This window comes from Bacillus spongiae (assembly GCF_037120725.1).
GTDB lineage: Bacteria > Bacillota > Bacilli > Bacillales > Bacillaceae_K > Bacillus_CI > Bacillus_CI spongiae.
This window is the reverse complement of the sequence record NZ_JBBAXC010000034.1, coordinates 1-21365: the sequence shown is the minus strand read 5'-3', so window position 1 is coordinate 21365 and position 21365 is coordinate 1. Positions and strand designations below refer to the sequence as shown.

The 21365-nt window shown below is 33.0% G+C and carries 25 protein-coding genes and 3 pseudogenes; 24 read left to right on the top strand and 4 right to left on the bottom strand.

The features are described 5' to 3' along the window. Positions 1-767: 767 nt before the first annotated feature. The 8 genes from WAK64_RS21995 to WAK64_RS21960 all read left to right on the top strand — a co-directional run bounded on the left by WAK64_RS21995 (position 768) and on the right by WAK64_RS21960 (position 5673). Positions 768-1646 (top strand): alpha/beta hydrolase, encoded by an 879-nt coding sequence (locus WAK64_RS21995; RefSeq protein WP_336589111.1) that lies wholly within the window; start codon positions 768-770, stop codon positions 1644-1646. A 396-nt stretch (positions 1647-2042) separates the two neighbouring features. Next, the gene (locus WAK64_RS21990) at positions 2043-2333 is read left to right on the top strand and encodes a hypothetical protein (protein ID WP_336589110.1); all 291 of its coding nucleotides are present in this window, start codon (positions 2043-2045) and stop codon (positions 2331-2333) included. Positions 2334-2582: 249 nt separating this feature from the next. Next, positions 2583-2789, top strand: coding sequence for a hypothetical protein (locus WAK64_RS21985; RefSeq protein WP_336589109.1), 207 nt, complete (start codon positions 2583-2585; stop codon positions 2787-2789). Between the two features lie 227 nt (positions 2790-3016). Next, positions 3017-3262, top strand: coding sequence for a hypothetical protein (locus WAK64_RS21980; protein WP_336589108.1), 246 nt, complete (start codon positions 3017-3019; stop codon positions 3260-3262). A 174-nt stretch (positions 3263-3436) separates the two neighbouring features. Continuing rightward, positions 3437-3961 carry a leucine-rich repeat domain-containing protein gene (locus tag WAK64_RS21975; protein WP_336589107.1) on the top strand — a complete coding sequence of 175 codons (525 nt, stop codon included), beginning with the start codon at positions 3437-3439 and terminating at the stop codon, positions 3959-3961. A 231-nt stretch (positions 3962-4192) separates the two neighbouring features. Next, positions 4193-4768, top strand: a complete 576-nt coding sequence (locus WAK64_RS21970) for a VanZ family protein (RefSeq protein ID WP_336589113.1) — start codon at positions 4193-4195, stop codon at positions 4766-4768. A 218-nt stretch (positions 4769-4986) separates the two neighbouring features. Then, positions 4987-5292: a hypothetical protein gene (locus WAK64_RS21965; protein WP_336589106.1), complete on the top strand. Its 306-nt coding sequence runs from the start codon at positions 4987-4989 to the stop codon at positions 5290-5292. A gap of 96 nt (positions 5293-5388) precedes the next feature. Beyond that, positions 5389-5673 carry a hypothetical protein gene (locus WAK64_RS21960; RefSeq protein ID WP_336589105.1) on the top strand — a complete coding sequence of 95 codons (285 nt, stop codon included), beginning with the start codon at positions 5389-5391 and terminating at the stop codon, positions 5671-5673. Positions 5674-5886: 213 nt separating this feature from the next. Here the strand turns inward: WAK64_RS21960 and WAK64_RS21955 are convergent, their stop codons facing one another. Beyond that, positions 5887-7089 carry an IS110 family RNA-guided transposase gene (locus WAK64_RS21955; protein WP_336589104.1) on the bottom strand — a complete coding sequence of 401 codons (1203 nt, stop codon included), beginning with the start codon at positions 7087-7089 and terminating at the stop codon, positions 5887-5889. Between the two features lie 332 nt (positions 7090-7421). On the opposite strand from WAK64_RS21955, the gene WAK64_RS21950 reads away from it, so the two are divergent. The 5 genes and pseudogenes from WAK64_RS21950 to WAK64_RS21930 all read left to right on the top strand — a co-directional run. Further along, on the top strand, positions 7422-7937 hold the full coding sequence (locus tag WAK64_RS21950; protein ID WP_336589103.1) for a protein kinase: 516 nt from the start codon (positions 7422-7424) through the stop codon (positions 7935-7937). Positions 7938-8081: 144 nt separating this feature from the next. Beyond that, positions 8082-8375, top strand: coding sequence for a T6SS immunity protein Tdi1 domain-containing protein (locus WAK64_RS21945; RefSeq protein ID WP_336589102.1), 294 nt, complete (start codon positions 8082-8084; stop codon positions 8373-8375). Between the two features lie 222 nt (positions 8376-8597). Continuing rightward, positions 8598-8879: a hypothetical protein gene (locus tag WAK64_RS21940; RefSeq protein ID WP_336589101.1), complete on the top strand. Its 282-nt coding sequence runs from the start codon at positions 8598-8600 to the stop codon at positions 8877-8879. A 544-nt stretch (positions 8880-9423) separates the two neighbouring features. Continuing rightward, entirely contained in the window at positions 9424-9804 is a 381-nt protein-coding gene (locus tag WAK64_RS21935; RefSeq protein ID WP_336589100.1) for a GIY-YIG nuclease family protein, read from the top strand. Beyond that, positions 9801-10137: pseudogene (locus WAK64_RS21930) on the top strand (IS1595 family transposase); the annotation flags it as partial. The gene WAK64_RS21935 and the pseudogene WAK64_RS21930, both read left to right, overlap by 4 nt. A gap of 58 nt (positions 10138-10195) precedes the next feature. Here the strand turns inward: WAK64_RS21930 and WAK64_RS21925 are convergent. Beyond that, positions 10196-10375: a hypothetical protein gene (locus WAK64_RS21925; protein WP_336589099.1), complete on the bottom strand. Its 180-nt coding sequence runs from the start codon at positions 10373-10375 to the stop codon at positions 10196-10198. Positions 10376-10525: 150 nt separating this feature from the next. Here WAK64_RS21925 and WAK64_RS21920 point away from each other — a divergent pair. The 4 genes and pseudogenes from WAK64_RS21920 (at position 10526) to WAK64_RS21905 (ending at position 14188) form a co-directional block, all read left to right on the top strand. Then, a pseudogene (locus WAK64_RS21920) lies at positions 10526-10997 on the top strand (DUF5662 family protein). Positions 10998-11662: 665 nt separating this feature from the next. Beyond that, entirely contained in the window at positions 11663-12511 is an 849-nt protein-coding gene (locus WAK64_RS21915; RefSeq protein ID WP_336589098.1) for a DMT family transporter, read from the top strand. Between the two features lie 35 nt (positions 12512-12546). Beyond that, positions 12547-13746, top strand: coding sequence for a class I SAM-dependent rRNA methyltransferase (locus tag WAK64_RS21910; protein ID WP_336589097.1), 1200 nt, complete (start codon positions 12547-12549; stop codon positions 13744-13746). Between the two features lie 67 nt (positions 13747-13813). Further along, positions 13814-14188, top strand: a complete 375-nt coding sequence (locus tag WAK64_RS21905) for a nucleotide excision repair endonuclease (RefSeq protein WP_336589096.1) — start codon at positions 13814-13816, stop codon at positions 14186-14188. Between the two features lie 121 nt (positions 14189-14309). Here the strand turns inward: WAK64_RS21905 and WAK64_RS21900 are convergent, their stop codons facing one another. Together WAK64_RS21900 and WAK64_RS21895 are read right to left on the bottom strand one after the other, a co-directional pair. Next, entirely contained in the window at positions 14310-14513 is a 204-nt protein-coding gene (locus tag WAK64_RS21900; protein ID WP_336589095.1) for a tautomerase family protein, read from the bottom strand. 195 nt (positions 14514-14708) lie between these two features. Next, positions 14709-15284: a hypothetical protein gene (locus WAK64_RS21895; RefSeq protein ID WP_336589094.1), complete on the bottom strand. Its 576-nt coding sequence runs from the start codon at positions 15282-15284 to the stop codon at positions 14709-14711. Between the two features lie 276 nt (positions 15285-15560). On the opposite strand from WAK64_RS21895, the gene WAK64_RS21890 reads away from it, so the two are divergent. From WAK64_RS21890 to WAK64_RS22540, 7 genes and pseudogenes are all read left to right on the top strand, one after another. Beyond that, a complete protein-coding gene (locus tag WAK64_RS21890; protein ID WP_336589093.1) occupies positions 15561-15809 on the top strand; it encodes a PspC domain-containing protein in 249 nt (82 codons plus the stop codon). A gap of 583 nt (positions 15810-16392) precedes the next feature. Beyond that, positions 16393-17433 (top strand): MBL fold metallo-hydrolase, encoded by a 1041-nt coding sequence (locus tag WAK64_RS21885; RefSeq protein WP_336589092.1) that lies wholly within the window; start codon positions 16393-16395, stop codon positions 17431-17433. A 379-nt stretch (positions 17434-17812) separates the two neighbouring features. Next, on the top strand, positions 17813-18715 hold the full coding sequence (locus tag WAK64_RS21880; protein ID WP_336589112.1) for an alpha/beta hydrolase family protein: 903 nt from the start codon (positions 17813-17815) through the stop codon (positions 18713-18715). A gap of 111 nt (positions 18716-18826) precedes the next feature. After that, a complete protein-coding gene (locus WAK64_RS21875) occupies positions 18827-19084 on the top strand; it encodes a hypothetical protein (protein WP_336589091.1) in 258 nt (85 codons plus the stop codon). A gap of 160 nt (positions 19085-19244) precedes the next feature. Then, positions 19245-19856: an FMN-binding negative transcriptional regulator gene (locus WAK64_RS21870; RefSeq protein WP_336589090.1), complete on the top strand. Its 612-nt coding sequence runs from the start codon at positions 19245-19247 to the stop codon at positions 19854-19856. 305 nt (positions 19857-20161) lie between these two features. Continuing rightward, a pseudogene (locus tag WAK64_RS21865) lies at positions 20162-20705 on the top strand (DUF1835 domain-containing protein); the annotation flags it as partial. A gap of 186 nt (positions 20706-20891) precedes the next feature. Further along, positions 20892-21278, top strand: coding sequence for a DUF3658 domain-containing protein (locus WAK64_RS22540; protein WP_419465982.1), 387 nt, complete (start codon positions 20892-20894; stop codon positions 21276-21278). Positions 21279-21365: the final 87 nt, after the last annotated feature.

Sequence of the window (21365 nt, the reverse complement as noted above, 5' to 3'; positions counted from 1 at the left end):
TGTTAATTGAGCACTTACCACATAGTTGTGAGTGGATAGAGACGGAAATACATTATTTATCAGATGGATATTATTTAGCTGAACAAAGCATTGGTGAGCACAAAGACATACTTAATGATTTAACAAGGTTTTTGAATCAATTCGTAGATTATCCAAAATACCTTTCTTTAATTAACTAAGGAAAAAAGATTAACTTACTATTATTTTGAATTCAAGTCTTCCGCAATCGGGCGCAATTTTGGAATAATAAAGGTAGAAAATGATTGAACCTTTTTATAAAATCTCACATTAAATCTTCAGGAGAAGAATCCATTTGATCAATCTTTTTTTGAAATGGGTTCTTTTTATTACCGATAATATTAAGGTTTATAAGGTTAATATCAAACTTTATTCCAAACCAACAGAAGGATTTGTAAGTCTAATTGAAGACAGTCTATAAAGAGCGTATGCAGTTATTAAATAAATTTGGTATGGTGCTCGAGTGGTTTAAAAAAGTTTGATTTTTTGTTCAGAATATATAGTGAAACATCTCATTCTTGAGTGTCGACTTCAGTTGCTTGTTATATTTACCATATTCAACGAACCAGCCTAACTCTTTAAACAGTAGAGGTATACACCTAGTGTGAACTAAAGATGAAAAGTTCAGTTTTTATTTTTTGATTATGTAAACAATTTTTCTTTATCTAGCAAATTTTTATGACTGGCAAACAGTTGTCTGTTATTCTTTTTTATAATAAAGAAAAATAATAAAAGAAAGGTATTTGGCGATGAAAGAGATATTAGTGAAAATAAATAATAATATTCATATTAATGTCAGATATTCAAACTCGTGTAAAGAGACCATTTTATTTTTACATTTTAGTTCGGGAAATTCGCATATGTGGGATGGAGTATTATCACAATTCAAACAACATTACAACGTAATTGTTCCAGACATAAGAGGACATGGGAAATCTGATATTCCAAAAAAAGGCTATCATATTGATGATATGGCTCAAGATATCTACTTATTATTACAAGAGCTAAATATGAGTAAATGTCATATTGTTGGTAGTTCATTGGGAGCAGAAATTGGATTAAGTTTAGCTTCATCACACCCTAGCATGGTGAAATCATTAATATGCGAAGGGGCACTTTATAATGAATTTGGACAATATGGGCTAATAAATATAAGTGAAAACCAAATGAAAAATGAAATTAAGGAACGGTATGACGATTTAAAGAAGTTCAGAAGACCTATTTTTGACTCAAAAAAAGATTATATAGAACATATGAAAGAAAGTCTACAAAAACGAAAAATATGGAACGATCATTTCTTACCATTTGTCGAGCATAATATTCTGATGACCAAAGAGGGTAAATACACAAACTGTTTTCCTCTTTTTGCACGAGAACAATATATTCAACATTATTGGACTGTTCGTTTTGAGGAGTACTATCAAACTCTGAAATGTCCTGTTCTTTTCTTACCAAGTGAGGAAGAGTGGAATGACCTAAAAATCAGGAAAATTCTTATAGAGTTTTGTTCATTGGTAGAAAAGAGCGAAGTATTATGTATTCCAAAGTCAGTGCATGCTTATATGTGGATGCAATTCCCTTTTTTATTAAGTAATCATATTAAGAAGTTTATCTCAACAATAGAATAAACAAGATCATTTAGTTTTAAGGCGATGGATTGAAAAAGAAGTCAGTATACTTGAAAATGAAACTAAGTTACCTTGGAAAATTTAAACGGAAGATATTCAGGAATTAAATAAGAGAATTTGAAAGAAACAATTAGTAACAAGAAATAGACCCTCAGAAATCGAGTAGGACTTAATAGATTAAAGGGGGCTTTAATCTAAGATCATCTTACAAGATATCTCGAATCCGAATCTTCGACAATCGGGCGCGATAATCTAACATCGCGTTTTTATTATGTTTGAAAAAATTGTTGTAAGGTTTAAGTAGTTTTGAAATAATTGGTATTAAGATAAAGTGCAGTATAGTGGAACAAGAAAGTTGGACTAAATAAATTATTTAAATGAACATAGGTGGAATTTATGATTGAAAAAGTAAAAGATGAAGTTATTAATATTCTTGAAGAGATGATTGAAGGAAAGAAAGACATAATAAAAGGTTGTTCGGAACTAAGTGGTTATCTTATGGAAGGGTATGATTTTATCTATTGGGATTTTGACGAGTATAATCATCAACTGCAAAAATTTCCAATTACAGAACAATACCACCTATGGGAAGAGAGTGCATTAGAACAAAAACTAAAAGAATTAGAAAGTAGATATAAACAAAAGGTAATTGATTTAGCCAAAGAGTTATTAGCAGAACTAAATTGATTTCTTATTGTGCTAACGAGGACTTTTATCAAAGAGCATTCGCAAGTTATCTTGAATTCAAGTCTTCAACAAATGGGCGCTTTCCTGAAATAGAGAAGCTGCTCAATAGTTTCTCCTATGACAATAAAACAAGCAAATGCATTATCTGATTTATTTAAGAGTTAACCAAATATATGGAGAAAATAATAAGTAGTAAATCGACAAATCAATATGTATTATTGAAAAGTTCATAAAAATAGGTGATAGGTAATGAATATGAAAAAGTTCGAAGTTGACTGTAATTTTAATTATTTAGGTCCAGATATGCCATCATTATCTAAAAAGGAAGTAATAACTTTTAACTTGAATACAAATGACCGTGTAGTAGTGTACCAAGATGATGATGAATGGGTGGGTACGGTAGTATTTGATGATAAATTACCTTTAATGTATCAATGGTATGTTAGATTAGATTAAATTAAACTGGGAGGTTTCCTATAAGTCTCTATAATATTTGATGTTGATTAAAAGGTATGGTAGAAGTTCCTCCCCTGATTTTGTAGAAGAAGTTATTAAACAAGGTAATTATATAACTCAAATTCGTGATGGAGTAGAGAGACAAGTTTGGTTTTCTGGAAGTAATAACTGAAAATCAAGATAAAACTGTTATCACAATAATGACAAAATAAATTAGAGGGAAAATAATGAATGAGTATGAAACAGTAAAAGATGTTTGTCAAAAGTTTATTGAAAATAAATATAATATTGGGGATTTATCAAGAGCTTTATCTTGGGTGGCAGTCCCAATACAAATTCAAGAAAAGGTCGATGAAGCTGAATTCAAGATAGAAAAAATTAGATTTTTAGTCCCTGACAATGAGCAATATGAAGAGGCATTAGATGTAATTAGGGATTTACTATCAGAAGTTAAGGAATTAGAAAGCAAATAATAGAAATAATGATTAGTTAGGTGAGAATGATTTAATCGCAAATGCACTTATCTCGAATTCAAGTCTTCAGCTTTCGGGCGCAAGAGTTGTAAGTTAACACAGTGACAAGCTCTATTTATATTTGAATTGGGAAGAATAGAGAAACAAGGGTTTAGACAAAGGTGGTGTTTTTTAATGACACTTGTAAGAAATATAAAAGATGCCTTAACTCAAATTTTTGGGAAAGATTATAATTATTATATGAATAATCCAAGTAATGTAAAGGAAATTGACTTAGAGGTTTTTGTATTTGAAGAAGAAGTAAAAGATTTAGATTTACTTTCTGCTTTTACGAACCTTAACTATTTAAACATTTCTGGAACATGTGTAAATGATATTAGCTCAATCATTTTTTTAAAGAACTTAGAAATATTGTACGCTGACTTTTGTAAAGTTACTGATATTTCTTTTGTTTCTCACCTTAAAAATTTGAAGGAATTCGATTTATCTTCACCAATGGACTATATCAATACACTTGAACCTTTAAGAGGCTTAAACAAACTTGAAAAGTTATATGTTCCAGACCACCCTATAACAACACTTGAGCCTATATATAATCTAGATTGCTTGAAAATATTAAGTATTGAAGGAACTGAAGTACTTGAAAATGAGGTAGAAATATTTAAAAAAATGCAGCCATATTGTGAGGTATGGACATAGTTTTTAAGTTCTTCCTATTTAATTAACAGATTGTTAAAAAGGGAGATTAAAATAAATATTTTAAGATTATCTCGAATTCAAGTCTTCAGCATAAGGGCGCGATGATCTAACATCGCGCTTTTATTATGTTGGAAAAAGTTGTTGTAAGATTTGAGTGGTTTTGAAATAATCGGTATTATGTTAAAGGAGAGTAGAGTAAAAAAAGAAACAGGGGGAAGTAATTTGTATTCAGTGTATGATGTTGTTGCATGCGGGTCTTTATTTTTATTATTGTATATTATTGTAGATTTTATTATTAATAAATCTAGGGATATAGTAAGGAGACTGATTTTTTATAGTTTTGTTGTCTATTTACTAAATGTAGTTCAACTTACTACTGGGGGTATCGTGCTCCCGCCTCAAAATGACTTTCTACCAACTACTCAATTAATCCCATTTTATTTTATTGGTGACCTGTTTAGTATGTATCTTACTTATGGTTTAGATTGGTTTTTTTGGAATTCTTTGAAGTTAACATTTTTCAACTTGATTATGCTCATGCCTCTAGGTATTTATTTGTCTTTATTGTATAAAGTGAAACGAATATCTACAACATTTTTAATTGTATTTATTGTAAGTCTTACTATTGAAACTATTCAATTCTTTTTTCCTTATTTAGGAATAATAATGGGTAGAGGGTTTAATGTAGACGATTTAATTATTAATACTCTAGGCGGTGTAATTGGATTTGTACTTTTTGGACTAATAAAGAAAGGGAGTATTTCGATTATACCAAGGCTTAATACCAAGCAGGAGAAAAGTTATTAAACGAAACTTCGCTTTAGTGGCAGATTAAATTATAGATTATCTCGAATTCAAGTCTTCAGAATAAGGGCGCAATTCAGGAGTATGAGTTGGGCTCTTTCTTTATGTATTGGTCCATATTCTTGAAGACTTGAACTGGAGATGATACAAAATCAAAATAGTACTATATGCTAAAATGATAGAACAATATTTCATAATAAATTATAGGAGGCACTAAGTAATTGATTTCAATTCCTTTATTTATAGAATGTAAAAGTAAGAACGAGTCATTAGAAATATTTGAAGAGTTAAAAAGGAAGATAGAGCCCTTTATAACTACTTATGAATTAATGGAAAATATTCCGTATTTTAAAATTGATGGCTGGTTTGTAATTAGATATAATTTAGAAACATTAAACGTTATTGATATTGATAAAGCAGAAAGCATACTTGAAAAGATGTCAAATAAATGGCAATGGAAAAAAGGAATCTCTGATGCTATAGCTACTGAGAGAATTGATGGTACCGTTTTATCTTATCAGATATGATTATCTTAAGAGGCGCTTTTCAGTATAAAGAAGAGATTTCAATACCAATAGATAGAAAAAGTCCTACAAGAAAGTTGGGCCAATAGGAGGGTTAAATTGAAGAAGAACGCATCATTAGAGAAGTCGAAATGGGTAATTTTCAGAAACATCACTCTTGCTACCATCCTCTTAATTTCTGCAAGGTATTTATTTGATGAATCATCCTTTAATGACTACATTGGTTGGTTTGTGATGATAATTTTTTGGATTGTTAAGGGTTTGTTTGATTTTATTGAACAGAAAAGAAAAGGTGATAAGAAGTCAATGATTGGGAGTCTCATCTTTGTAATCGTTGGTTTTAGTATACTACTTTGGCAAAGCATCAAATTTATCTCGTTTTAGCTTGTTACATTACTTGGTCTTTTCTTGAAGCTTGTTACTAATCTCTTTTAAGTTTATCTCGAATTCAAGCCTTCAGCTATACCAGCTAATATAAGTCAATACTTTTTAAGTGATTATACCAAATTTAAGGTGATATAATAAAATATGCATGACAAAGAAGCTTCAATGTTGCTAATTGAAGTTTTTGTAAGTTGTGTAATTAATTGTATTGGTTTATGCGGTGAATTTTCGTTTATGCTTTAATATGGCATAAATCCAATGCAATAGCTTGTTGGCACAAGCTATGATAGCTACTTTGTGAGGCTTGCCCTCACTTCTTTTTTTGTCATAATACGCTCGTATCTTTACATTTCGATTATTGGTTAATCCACACTGAACAGCTGTATAGAGTGTTTGACGGAGCTTAGTAGATCCTCTTTTGGTAATTCGATTGATTGTAGCTGTAAACTTACCAGATTGGTAAACCCTTGGGTCAATCCCGGCATAAGCTACTAGTTTTTTCGGGTGACTAAACTGCGTGACATCGCCTATTTCTGAAATAAGTGTCGCTGCTATTTTAGTCCCTATCCCTGGGATGGATGTAAGAATCTCATATTCCTCAAACTCCATCGCTAACGATTCGATTTCCTTTTCTAGTACGTTCAGAAACTCACGTTGTTGAAGAAGCATTTGAATATACATTTTTAGCGTAACCAAATGGCTTTGATACAGTGTCTTCTTAAATGGGTTCCGTTCTGCCGACTCTTTTAACTTCAAAGCCTTTTCATAAAACCACCCATACGATCTTTTTCCTCCTATACCATGCATTTCCGTAGCTAATTCTTCCGTTGGTATTTTTAATACTTCATGAGAAGTAGGATAGAGGAATAGGAATAGCGTTTTTAAGGATAAAGGCGCATACAAATTACTAAAAACCCCTTTATATTCAGGGAATACATGATCTAGTATCGTTTGAAACTGAAGTTTCAGTTGTACATAGTTCCGTGTTAAAGAATCGTGTTGTCTATTCAGATTTCGCAGATTCATCGTTTGAATGTTCTTTCGTTGATAGGCAACTAAGTCTTCTTTGTAATACATCTCACATAAATGTTTCGCATCAGCTGGGTCTGATTTCACTTTTCGAAGACTACTTTTTTTCGTTTCGTAAGAAACAACGGGATTCACTAAATAGTACGTAATCCTTTTTTCCTCGAGAAACTGTAAAATAGGTTCATGGTAGTGACCTGTAGATTCAAAAACAATGACAGGTTTTAATTCAGCGTGGCTTTCCACCTCTTTGAAAAAACTAAAAAAATCACGTAATCCATTGGTATCATGCTTAAATTTAAAGGTCTTTCCGAAGGGTTGCTTTCTTGCCAGGAAAGCTTGAACTTGGCTTTCTCCTTTTGCGACATCCAGGCCAATCACTGGATCCATACGGTATCACATCTCCTTTTAGTAGATTTGTCGGTAGCCCCTGTCTTTCTTGTAGTGTCATAGCTTCGCTTGTTATGCGGGGTCTCTGCCCCAACCAGCCTCAAACATGTTTCTACAAGTAGGGGGTGGACAGTATAGCCGACGGGATCAAGTCCCACGGGCGCTCACGTCCTACCCCGACTACCTAAAGAATAACCTATAAAAAATAGGTTAACCAGATATATAATAACTCCGGTTGACCTTATAATACGATCGGGCGCTTTTCTTAAATAGAGAAGCCCCTTCTGATGCTAGCTTTGAGATAGTGTATATAAAATAGGACGGTGAAATAATTGACCTACTTAAAGTCACTCACGGGAATTTATTATTTAGGAATTGGATGTGGCATATGGAGTAAAGATGAAGTCATTGAATGGTGTGATAGGGTGATTGAAGCAATTGATCATCCTCCAATAGAATTAATAGAAACTTCAATAATGTCGAAATCGAAGATTGATGATATACAGGGAAAGTTATTTGAATTAAGTAAGATAGAAGATGAAGAGCACTTTGTAAAAATGGTCTTATCAATTATATTTTATAAGATACAAAAAGAACAGTTGTCAATAGAGAGGGCGATCAGAATAACATCTAGACTCCTAGTTCAAACAGGATTATCGTGGGAGAATAAATATCGCATTTTATATTCTATTGATGATGAATACGACTTGGCTCTTGGTGGTATTATTCAGTATCAAATTAATGAAGTCGAGCAGGAGTATATCAAAGAACTAGGGGTTTTTAAAGAATACATTACAGAATTTACAGAAACCTATCATAAAGTATTAAAGCAAACATGGATTAAATAACAATTCCTTTGTAATATCTAACCGAGGGGGATTGGATAAACAAAAAATAGAGACTACTCTAGAATTTGGTCTAATCGTGGAGTAATAAAATATATAATGATTTTTCTTTTGTTATAAAGGATACGACAAAGCAATAAGGAGTAGATGTTAGAAATTCCATGTAACTTTACTGAGTTTCATAATGAAGAAATCCCTATATATCATGATGCATGTTTGGCTTCGTCTTTTTATAATGAATGGCTTTCTAAACAACCAATGGACCTTTCACCTGATGAGTGTATAGGTTATAAAGTATTATTGTTCCTTGGTGGGGAAGATACAATATCTAATTTAGAAAAAGGAGATATGGTTGTATATTGGAATCTATGTTCTCAAATAATTAGACAAACAAAGGATTTATCAGAGGGGAATGTTATAAACTTTAACCTTGGGAATTGATAAAAACTAGAATTAACTTTATATTATCTCGAATTCGAGTCTTCGGCTTTCGGGCGCAAATCTGAAATTCAGATATGCTCAGCTTTTTATTTTAGGGCCATATTTTTAAACTAGTCTATAATAGAAGAAACAAAAAGTGGCTAATAATATTCCATTTTGAGTATGTTAGAAAAGCAAAGGGTCCTTTACCAGCTATACCTAAAATGAAATAGGGGGATCAAAATGAATCCGAAGGGAAAACTATATTATCTTTTAGGTGAATATTCTAAGGAGAATTATGATATTAAAACTTTTTGTGAGCAGTTTACAATCATTTTTAATAATGAAATAGATTTTGAAGAGTTAAATGATTTAGAGTATAGACTTTTCAGTAATTTAAGCAAATTAACTGCAAGGTTTTCACCTTACGATGAAGATTTAATTCTCCCAAATGTATACTACAATGAGCAAGATGTAAAAAAGGAAGTTTTAATCTTACAAGAAATTCTAAATAAAAAGAATTAGACTATATGATATATTACAGTGTGTGAGATTTAAATAAAAGGTATATGATTTTTAAAAAGCTAACTTGAGTGAACCTACTAATAGAATCTCATATGTTATTCAATAAAAGGGCGCTTTTATGAAATAAGGATCATAAAAATGATCATACTTTTTTATAAAACCAAACTTAGATTTACTAGAAAAGAAGCCATTTTGATCAATCTTTTTTCAAAATGGCTTCTTTTTATTAGCGATAATATTAAAGTTTGTGGGATGTTTTTGATCAAACTTTATTCCAAACCAATACAATCGTACACGACACTTCGTTAAGAGGTGTCTTTTTTAATTGAAGGGTATTTTAGATACGCTCTTAAAAAATATTGACATAAAATACGTCAAAGTTTATAATTGACATAAATTACGCCGATAAGTTGTAAACATTTTTGAATTGTATTATGAATTAGTTTCCACTCTTCACGAAGAAAATGAACAAGATTGACGTGTTCTTAGACAAAATGGAGTCAGGCAATGGGGAGAAATAAATAATGAGAAAAGAGGATGAGCAATGAAGGACGATAGAAAATATCAAAAACAACACTATAAGCAAACGCACACAGAAATGGGGGTATATCAAATAAAAAATCAACAGAATGGAAAAATCTTTATGGGAAGTAGTATGGATTTAAGGGGGATATTTAATCGACACAAATTTGAATTAAAGTTCAATAACCATAAAAATAGAGCTTTACAAAACGACTGGAACAAACATGGACATGAAATGTTTTCCTTTGATGTTCTTGAGAAAATTAAGCCAGAAGAAGAAATCGTAACGGAATTAACCGAGTTAAGAAAGTATCAACAAAAGCTGGAGAAGATGAAAGAGAAATGGTTTGAAATATTGAAGCCCTATGAAGAGAAGGGGTATCATAAAAATAGCAAGTTGTAATTGCTCGTAAAGCAGGAACAGGGTGTATCAAAGCAGACGAAGTTGACACTGTGATAGGTGAGTATGTTCTTCCGTCTGCTTTGTTATGTACAGACACAGCAACGATTGACAAAAAGTTTGGGGATTTATCATATTTAACACGTCAATAACACTCATAATCGTTTAAAAACTTACTTTGCGCGTTAACAAGATGTTGCTACGAAATATCTTGTTAACCACCGCTATTGGTTTAGGTAGCTTGAACTTGGTAATTACGTAGCATTTACAAACAGAAAAGAACAAATGCTTATTTCAATGTGTCAAAACCAAATAATACAGCCGTCAATTCGTTGAGAGGAATAGCATAAAAAAACAAACCGTATTAAACAGGTTTGTCTTTTTCTATTAGTTGTTAAAGTCCTCCAACGAAGCTGTACATTAGTGCAAATAAGAAAATAAAAGTTAAAACAGCACCTATAATGGTTTGATTGTGAATGCTTTTACCATTCTTTAAGTTCTTTAAAAATGAAATGAACGTTAAAAACCATAGAACTCCTAATAATGGAATTACAATAAAGTAGAAAAACAACATAAATTCACCACCCTATACCTTCATCTGGATAGTAATCCATATTTTAGTATAATTCAAGTTTTCTATCACAAGTTTACGAGACTGCTATTGTGAGAAACAAAATGGAATTTTATGCTAGAATGAATAAAAGTTTAGCAGGGGGATTGTATTATGTTAAAGGTCTATTGGAGAAATCTAGTATATATCCTTAACCATAAACTAAATGTCCTAGTAGAATGTTGGACAGAAGGTTTATATATACAAGGAATTACCCACGATTTACCTAAGTTTTCACCGAAAGGGTTCTTTCCATATGCGAAGAAATTTTTTTCGGAAAAGAAACTAAGTGCTGAAGATGAAATGAAATGGAAGTATGCTTGGCTTCTTCATGGAGTATTGGGTTGTAAATCCGAATGCCAAACAGGCATTACCGATGCCACGAAAATATCTATTAGAAATGGTTTGGGATTGGCGTGCCATATCTAGAAAATGGGGAAGGAAAATTAAAGAGCCTACTCTAAACCTTTCCGATAAAATTATCTTGCATCCTGATACCAAAAAAGAACTTGAATTAATAGTAATGGAAAAGAGGAAGGTTCACGATAAAAAGAATACCTCTAAAACAAGGGAAAGTTTAAAATAATTGACTGTTCTTTCTTACATAGTATGACTTTCCAGATTGAGACAAATTTATAAGGAATATATATATAATCGTTAAATAGAAAACAAGGGTAAAAACAATCTGTTTTTGCCCTTGTTTGTTTTCTATAGGAGAGAGCTAGCAATGAAGAATATTACGATGATGACACGCCACTTAATGAATCAAAATGAGTCCATTGGAAGTATTTTTGTCTACTTATTAATGTGAAATAAAAAACATATGTAAACCTATTTGTATACATTCAATTGTTATCCTTTGGAACAGCCTTTTGATATTCATTACGAGATGTAGAAAATTAGTAAGGTATATTATTCTTGAGTTTATCATGGAGTAATTTTCAAGGATTGACAGAAAACTCAGTAGGTATCGTTTGAGGGATATGTTGATCAAGTTTCTCAATATCTGTCGTAATAGCTGGTCAAGAGGCAAAATGTTTTGATTAACGTTTCCAACTACTTAGTAAAAGCAAATGACCAAGGAAGAAAGTATAGTGTTGAGTGAAAAAAACTCGTTGCTTTATTTTTTTACCTCATAAAATCGAAAACGTGTCGAAAATAAAATGATTTTGTATATGTTTGACGAATGTTTTGTTAAACTAGATAAGTTAGTATTTTGATCAATTATGTTGATTTGTATCGGAGGATTTTATGAGTAATCGAAATAAAGGTATTATCTTATTATTATTATCAGCATTTGGTTTTGCCATGATGGCGGCCTTTGTCAAACTTTCTGGAGATGTGCCGACCATTCAAAAAACCTTATTTCGAAATATTGTTTCGGCATTTATTGCCTTTGGATTTGTAGTGTATTATAAGGAAAGACTGTTTGGAAAGAAAGAAAATCAAAAGATCTTGTTATTACGATCCGCTTTAGGAACGATTGGAATGGTGTTGTATTTTTATACGATTGATCATCTCGTTTTATCTGATGCGGATATGTTAAATAAATTAAGTCCCTTTTTGACCATCGTGTTTTCCGCCATATTTTTAAAGGAGCGAGTTCGCTTTTTCCAAGTTACCGCAATTATTGTCGCCTTTATTGGAACGTTGTTTATTATAAAACCGGCTCTCTCATTTGATATTATTCCGTATTTAGCCGGTGTCTTATCAGCTGTTTTCGCCGCAGGTGCTTATACTGTATTACGAGTACTTGGAAGTAAAGAAAAGTTTTATACGGTTGTTTTTTACTTTTCATTTTTTACAACGGTCGTCCTCTTACCATTTGTCATCGCCTTTTATGAACCAATGAGTAAAGAGCAGTGGATCTATTTACTATCGGCAGGCGTATTCGCAACAGTAGGGCAATTTGGCATTACGATGGCCTATAAGTATGCACCAGCAAAAGAGATTTCGATCTTTTTCTACTCCACGGTCATCTATTCTGCCTTTATCAGCATTTTCTTATTTGGCCAAATACCAGATGTATTCAGTATTATCGGTTACATTACCATCTTTGCTGCGTCATTCTATATGTTTTTAAAAAATAATAAAGCGTGACAGTTCGTCAAGCATGAAAAAAGGGTGAAAACGGATTGAATAAAGAGATTCAAGTAATGATAAAATCAAAATTTGTAAAAAAATTCAAACAAGGCTATCCACTTCTTTTTCAAGATTCCATCGCCAACCCCCATGTTTTGCAAAAAGAGGGAGAAGTGATTCGGCTCATCGATGAACAAAGAAACTTTATCGGAAAAGGATACTTCGGAAAACAAAATAAAGGTTTTGGTTGGGTCTTAACAACCAATGAAAATGAGCAACTCGATCAAGCTCTTTTTGAGAGAAAGTTATCATTAGCCGTTAAGAAAAGGAAGAAATTTTTTGATGACAAGGATACGACCGCATTCCGTCTGTTTAACGGTGAAGGAGATGGAATTGGTGGTTTGACCATTGATCATTTTGAGGGTTACTATGTGATCACTTGGTATAGTGAAGGGATATATAAATTTAAAGAAGAAATTTTGAAGTCCGTTTCAAATGTTGTAGACTATAAAGGAATTTATCAGAAGAAGAGGTTTGCTGGAAAAGGTCAATATATCGAGGAAGATGATTTTGTGATGGGTGAACAAGCAGAATTCCCTCTTATCGTGAAAGAAAATGGAATTAAATTTGCGACATATTTAAACGATGGTGCGATGGTCGGGGTGTTTCTTGATCAGCGAGAAGTACGAAAAAGAATTCGTGATTACTATGCAAATGGGAAAAGTGTATTAAATACCTTTTCCTATACAGGAGCCTTTTCTGTTGCTGCGGCACTAGGTGGTGCAACGAAAACAACGAGCGTTGATGTAGCCAAACGAAGCTTAAGTAAAACGATTGAACAATTTAGTGTAAATGAGATTGACTATGAGTCACAACAGATTATAGTGGAAGATGTGTTTCAATATTATAAATACGCGGGAAAGAAACATCATAAATTTGATATGGTGATTCTGGATCCGCCTAGTTTTGCTCGTACGAAGAAGACAACCTTTAGTGCGGCAAAAGACTATCCAAAATTACTAGCACAATCCATCGATTTAACGAACGATAACGGGGTTATTGTTGCTTCGACCAATTGTAGTGCCTTTGATATGAAAAAATTTAAAGCATTTATCCAACAAGCCTTTAAATCGAGAAATAAAAAGTATTCCATTTTGGAAGAATATTCTCTCCCAGAAGACTTTCGTACAATCCCTCAGTATAAAGAGGGAGACTATTTAAAGGTCGTCTTTATCAAGGTGCAAAAAGGGTAACATCTTATAGCAGTTCTATTCTAGTTATGGTAAGATAAATTTTTAAATGAAATGAGGATGAGTAAAGATGATTAACATTAAGATTCCAAACGTAGAGGTTTCGATTACCGAGCGGAAGCAAACGAATGTTGAAAACGAACCAGTTATTAAACCAATTCAAGGGTTTATTGATTTGCACAAAATTCCAAGAGATAAGGGTGGAATTATTCTGTTTTACAACATTCATGATGAGCTACTGTTTGTTGGAAAAGCAAGAAAGCTAAGACAAAGAGTGAAGAAGCATCTTGAAGATAAGGTATCGCCAATTAAAAACCACCGTGACGAAGTGTACCGAATTGATGTATGTCTAGTAGACGATCCGATGGAAAGAGACATTTACGAAACATATCTCATTAATACATTGAAGTCGAAGTATAATGTCGACAAGGTGTTTTATCAATAATTAATTGTTCTTGAATTAATTTTACTAAAGTGAACAGAAAGACCATGGATGAACAAAGTCCATGGTCTTTCTAGTATTATTCCAGGCAAATGGACTTTAGCTGTAAGTGACTAGTGGACACCTATTCTTCGGATTTTTTTCGAAACTCATCTGTTAATATTCCTGCATAGCCCCAATTTTCATCTTCAATTTCTTGAATCACAATATGGGTATGTTCTGGTTTTTTCCCAAGAACCTCGACGAGTGTATTGGTAAACTGTTGTACAATTTGTTCCTTTTGCTCGCGAGTAGCTCCGGTAATAATTTGCAGATTTACATAAGGCATCGTCATTCCCCCTCAAAATTGGTATACAACCTTCTCCTTTATTCCAACACCTCATAACACTAAAAGTCAAATGAAAAGCAATTTTCCTCGACCACTAGTTTGTCAATACGAGGAATGTTGCGAATTTCTCCGTAGTACTTTATAAAAAAAGCATCCTAGATAGGATACTTCAAAGGGGGATGATACGATGGAAAATTAAAAACATCGTATGATTGAGCCGAGAGCTAATTGCTTTTGCGCTAATTTTCCGATAACGTTACTTGGATCATTTGGATTGTCCTCGAAAATATTATAGCTCGTGATCGCTGGCGTAATGGATTGAGAGAACACTCCTACCGCTCTTGCTTGTGTCTGATCCTCCATCACTAAAGCACCATTTAAAATAAAGTTTAATGGAGCATCAGATTCTTCCGCTCCTTCAAAGAATCCCCTTGCGGTTAAGGTGTAGATGAGGCAGTTTGAAAAAGTCGGAACAGCCATCAGATTCAATCCAGTTAGTTCAGTCGTATTAAAAACTAATCTTTGACCTAAACCAAGTGGCTTATCTACGGTAAGATTTCCTTCTACATCTAGACATTTTAATTCTTCTGCAAGAAGATTCTCTGCTTGAACATCTCCTAACAGCTTAGCAGAAAACGTACCAGCAATTGAACTATTCCCGACAATAAAGCCACTTTCTTCCGTATCTGTTGTATGGCCGCTTTCTACCGGTGTATCCAAATAATTGAGACTTAACATTAATTCTAACTCATCATGTTTACTTCCAGTCACTTCAATTTCCTCCTCATTGTAAAATCAAAACCCACTCTTAACTTATTACCACTGAAGGTGTTTTTATGACTTGATAATGAAAGGATTATTGAATTTTTTGGAAATGGTTATTTATCACAAGCTTTTTATCACTTGCTAGTATTTTTTTATGATTTCTATTATGAAAACATACACTATAGAATAAGACTATTAGACTATATTCGTGCAGCATGCTCCTATTCAAAGGTTAAACCTAAATTTAAAATAATCAAAAGCCTATTGAAAGGAGATATAGTGATGGAAACGAAATTAACAAAATCAAATACAGATAAAGCTATATTTGGTGTTTGTGGTGGAATGGCTAATTATTTTGGAGTCCCATCAACTCTAGTCCGAATCATTTTTATTTTTCTTCCTATGTTTGTTTTGTTTTATCTATTGCTTAACTATTTTCTTCCAGAAGACAATTCCCTATATAAATATTTATCATATTCTTTGTTAAATAATCACGATTCTTTTATTGTTTCTAGTAGAGAAAACATCTGATGTGGGTAGATTATTCTAAAGCCAATCCCTGAATTTCGCCAAAAAAGACGGAAATTAGGGATTTTCTTTTTGTGAAAAAGGGAGTATTAGGAATCTGTTCGTTTAGTGTTTAACATCAATAAAAATAGGAACATAGCAACCAAAAAAGAGTTTTAGTAATCATAGAAACCTATGTCTATTAATCCTGAAGAGTAGGTAACATCATGATCTTGATTAACCTCGCTAGTCCTTTATATCGACTAGATTATGTAAGCTTTGAAGGTACTGTTTAAAATCTATATTCAGATTAATCGTGCTAAGAGTTTTAGTGGTTTTCCATACGGATTATATCAATTTTAAGATTAATAGATTTAGTTGATCCAAACTTAATGATTGACAAATTACCTATCATCCTCTAACATTCTATTTATCCTAGTTTTAGAATAAATAATACTAGGATAAATAATGATAGGGTAAATCTTATTGATTTACCGAGAAAAGTAATGGAAAAAAGCTCAGACCATTTCCTGTACTTTTGGTTTTTGATTGTTTAACTGGCCAGTTATCAATATAGAACAAAATAAAATTTAGAAGGGTGTTGTAAATGATGAAAAAAAGCTATTTAGTTGCTTTAGTATCACTATTATTAATATTTAGTATTCTGGGAAGCTCTTTTGCTGCTGAGTCTGGTGAAAAGAATGAAGAATTAGACCAAAATGAGACTGCACAGAATACAGATGACCTAGTATATCCAGCCCCACTGCCTGAAAATGCAAAAGGACCAATCATTCCTATGGATAAAGGGTATATTGTAGAAGAAATAGGAGATGGAATTTATGCTGTAATGGATGGTATTTTCAGTACGATGTTTATGACTACTGGAAACGGAGTTATCGCTGTGGATGCCCCACAGACAATGGGAGAAAAGTATTTAGCAGCAATCAAAGAGGTTACGGATGAACCGATAAAGCATGTCATTTATAGTCATGCACACCAAGATCATATTGGTTCAGCAAGTATGTTCCCTGAGGATGTAACCATTATTGCGCATGAAGAAACAGCAAAAATATTAGAAGAAAGACAAGACCCTAACCGTCCTATCCCTACAAAAACCTTTAAAGGGGATAAGAAAACAATAAAAATTGGCGATAAGAAGCTTCAATTAGATTATGTAGGGGATAACCATCAAGAAGGAAACATTTTTATTTCTGTACCAGATCAAAAGGTTTTAATGGCTGTGGATATCGTTTTCCCAGGCTGGGCACCTTTCCGTTATCTAGCTCTTTCTGATAATATCCCAGGGTGGATCGATTCACACTATAAAATATTAGAATATGACTTTGACACATTAGTTTCTGGCCATGTTACGCGCTTAGGGACACGTGAAGATGTAGAAACTCAAATAGAATACATCGAAGATATCATTGAAACAACTGAACGTGCTATGCAAGAAGTTAGTCAAGTTGAAATTGGTCAAAAGGTCGGGTTTGAGAACCCTTGGTATCTTATGGATGTTTATTATAATGAAGTGATTAAAGTGGCTAATGATGAAATCGTTCCAAGATGGGTTGATCGCCTAGGTGGAGCTGATGTGTATACATCCCAACACGTTTCAAAAGTACTTGATATGTTACGACTTGAATAGAATCTCTACATTTTTTATACTTATCAAGCTAAAAATAGACAATTCCCTAAAATGAACAATGTTTGAGGAAAAACTCTCCAGTAGTGAATGGAGAGTTTTTCTTATTTAGGACTTATTTTACACGGGTCTTCGTTTTAGTGTATTGTCATCACGAGGATACATGGAAAATTGGGTTTTATATGGAATTAATCGTCACATTATAGGCTTTTACGTTGAACAGTTAAATATTGATGTTCACTTGATTACGTTCTTGAGAGCATTCAAACAAATTTTTTTCTCTATTTGTTCATTACAATAGAATAATAAAGGAGTTTAGCTCGTTTTATTGAATAGTTTAAAAGGAAATCTATTTTTAGGCTAATAGGGGCTGAATCAATTGATGAATAAAGATAGAAGAGAGAAGAAGGAATGGTTTGCGGGTTTTCGAACAGTGGAGTTTACTGATGAACAACTAGATATAACCATCCCAATGTTTATTATGTACCCAACAAGTACTCCTGAAAAATTGGGGAGCATTGGACCCTATCAGTTGAATATTTCGAGAAATGCTCAACTAGAAGAAGGGGTGTTTCCATTAGTTTTACTATCCCATGGCACTGGTGGTTCACCTTTAGTCTATCGAACCATTGCTACTTATTTGGCTCGTAATGGAATGGTTGTAGGAATGATTGAGCATCCATTCAACAACCGAAACGATAATACATTAGAGGGTACAGTCGATAACTTATCGATTAGGCCAAAGCATATTTCAATGGGGATTGATTGGTTCTTTAATAGTAAAGAATTTTCCAAGATGTTAAAGCCTAATTCTGTTTCCGTTATCGGGCATTCTATGGGAGGGTACACAGCTTTAGCGGCAGCAGGAGGAAAGCCGACTTCTTTCCCTTATGAATCTTCTGATGGGAAAGTTCATCAGATTAACGTTACACCTGATGACAGAATTAATTCTATCGTCCTTTTAGCACCAGCTTCCGTTTGGTTTAAAGAAAAGGGGGCTTTGAAAGATATCAACATCCCTATTTTGATGTATGTGGCGGAGAAAGATCTATTTACACCTTATTTTCATGCAGAAATTGTGTTGAATGGGCTACCTGATAGGACAAAAATCCAACATAAAATGATTGAAAACGCAGGGCATTTTTCATTTCTTAGTCCATTTCCTAAAGAGATGACGAGTGATTCTTTTCTTCCAGCACAAGATCCACATGGATTTAATAGAGAGGATTTTCATCATCATCTTAATGAGGAGATAACAGAATTTTTATTGAAAAATAATTTATAACCATCGTAAGGTTAGATTCATGGAAGAAAACATGATGACTAGCTAGATGATGATATTTGAAGGGCAAGAAAGCTGACTCGAAAGAAGCTAGTAAAACGGGGGTGAATAAAGATGAAGGTCATCCTTTCAGCCGTTTTGGGTTCTGTGGTAATTCATATTCTTTACTTTATTAGTACGATGATAATTGGCTATATAAAGACAAAAAAATATACTCCTGATATGGAGAGTTCGTGGGGGAAGGTGGATACTCTTCAAAACAAAGTAGAGTTTGGAAGTACAATTTCACCTATTCTTTATTTTGTATCTTTTGTGGGAGTAACATTGATTTGTGGAGTGATTATTATACTATCGAGCAAAATCTTCCCCTAATAATAAAAAAAACTCTTGCATTATCGAGCGCGTAAATCCAATAACGTGCTCTACTTTTATTGATCATAAGTGAACCATAATAACTAAACGAAAAAGTAGAAGTCAATGTTTTATCGTTACAGATCAAACTAAACATTTATTTGAAACGAGGTAGTTTGGAATGTATATCCCTAAATACTTTCAGATTAATGATCAAGAAATGATGGTTGAAATTATTGAAAACTATAGCTTTGCAACGTTGTTTTCGCAGCATAATCGTGAGCCGTATGCTACTCATCTTCCACTACTCCTAAATAAAGAGGAAAATTCTTTAATTGGCCATTTTGCACGGTCAAACCCACAATGGAAGGAGATGGATAATCAACAAGTTCTTGTGACTTTCCATGGTCCTCACTGTTATATTTCTCCATCTTGGTATGAAACAGACGAGGCCGTTCCAACATGGAATTATATGTCTATCCATGTATATGGAAAAATGGAGATGATTCAAGATGAAAAAACGATATACAATTCATTTAATCATTTAGTAAATAAATATGAACATCCAAATAGTTCATACAATTTAAATAAGGTAGAATCTAGCTATATTGAGGGACTCAGTAAAGGAATTGTAGCGTTTAAAATTAATATTACAAAAATGGAAGGAAAAGCCAAACTAAGTCAAAATCATTCTGTCGAACGACAAGAGTTAGTTATTAAAGAACTTGAAAAGACTAACGAGCAAAATAACATCCAAATAGCCTCCCTAATGAAAAAGAATCTTCAAAAATAGACATAAAAGGCGTTCAATCTCAACTGTAAAGGAAACAGTTCTTTAATAGAGTAATGCAAAAAGCCTAATTTCTCGATTGCTGAGGATATAAGGCTTTTTATTTAGGGCTAAAGTGATTTATTCTTCAACCATTCGTACTTGGTGGTGAGAAGCTAGTTTTGACATGTTAGAAAAATCTACTTCAAAGATGCACTTCTCCAAAAATAACATATTTAATGAAATAAAGATTGAAATACATAACTGTTTGTGAATTAATTGTAATAAATATATTCAAATTTTTTCCTTTCAATTGCAGTAGTGAAAAAATGAAGAGGGGAGATCAAATCATGAAATTGAATGCAGATAAAGTGTTACAAGCTTTAAATGAGGAAGAAATTTATTCTTTTATGCGTAATATGTTACTTCGAATAGATTTCCTAGAACTAAAAACGACCGAATACACAGAGGAACAATTTATACGTGATATTAAAGAAATGAAAAAAAGCTATTGGGGGGTATATGAACACCGCATAAACCCACAAACAATATTCGAAGAAAAGAAGGTCAGTAAAGTTCATATTGTCTTTGACTCTATTAGTCGTGGGTCTTTAAAAATAGCGTTACATGATGAATTGTCACGAATGGATGAAAAGGTTATCGCTTTTTCAGATACATTTTCAGTAGGGCCTATTTGGCGCTTACATACTGAAGAAGGTATGAGATATCGACAAGATTGGTTGTTTCATCATATAAACTTAGACGAAGAATATATAGAGGATTATGATGAAGAATTTCCTATGGTCCTTGCGCAAATTGATGCCATTCCTAACGATATTTTGGTGTGGGGATAATGCTCACGAACAAACAGGCTTGAGACTAGTCCTCTATTTGCTAAAGGAAAAGTCTAATCCTACTAGGGTCATCAATGTTTCAAATGAATATCATTCTGTTTCTTCAGAAGTAAGAAAGGAACAAGCTCCACTTACAGTAGGAGAGGCTATACCTGAAAAATTAGCTGCCATCTATCAAGAGACTGTAGTGCAAGAAGTACCACTTATGCAGCGAAAAGAGCTAGAGAAAGAATGGCTCGTCTTATCGGAAAGCGATGATACACTTCGGTTATGGCAAAATGATTATATCCAGTCCGTCACTGAAGACTATTTTGATGAAATTATCATTCAATCATTACAAAAGCTTCAAGATGAACGAGGAAGTATTGATTTTATCAAATCGGCTCGATTAATTGGAGAAGTTTTAGGGCAAACTTTGCAAATTATAGGGGATGGATTTATAGAATATCGAGTAAGAGAGCTGATTGTAAATGGGGTATTAGATATAAAAGGGGTACCTAAAGCAATGAGATTTTATGAAGTGAAGTTTCGGTCTCCCCGGTTGATCGTTAGTAAAGTGGACCGGCTACACTTAGTTAGACAGAATTTTTAAGGTCAAGTAGAATGAACTTACTATATGATTGATGAGGAGAATCTACATGACAAAAAGGTCACGCCGTACGTTTACCCAAGAATTCAA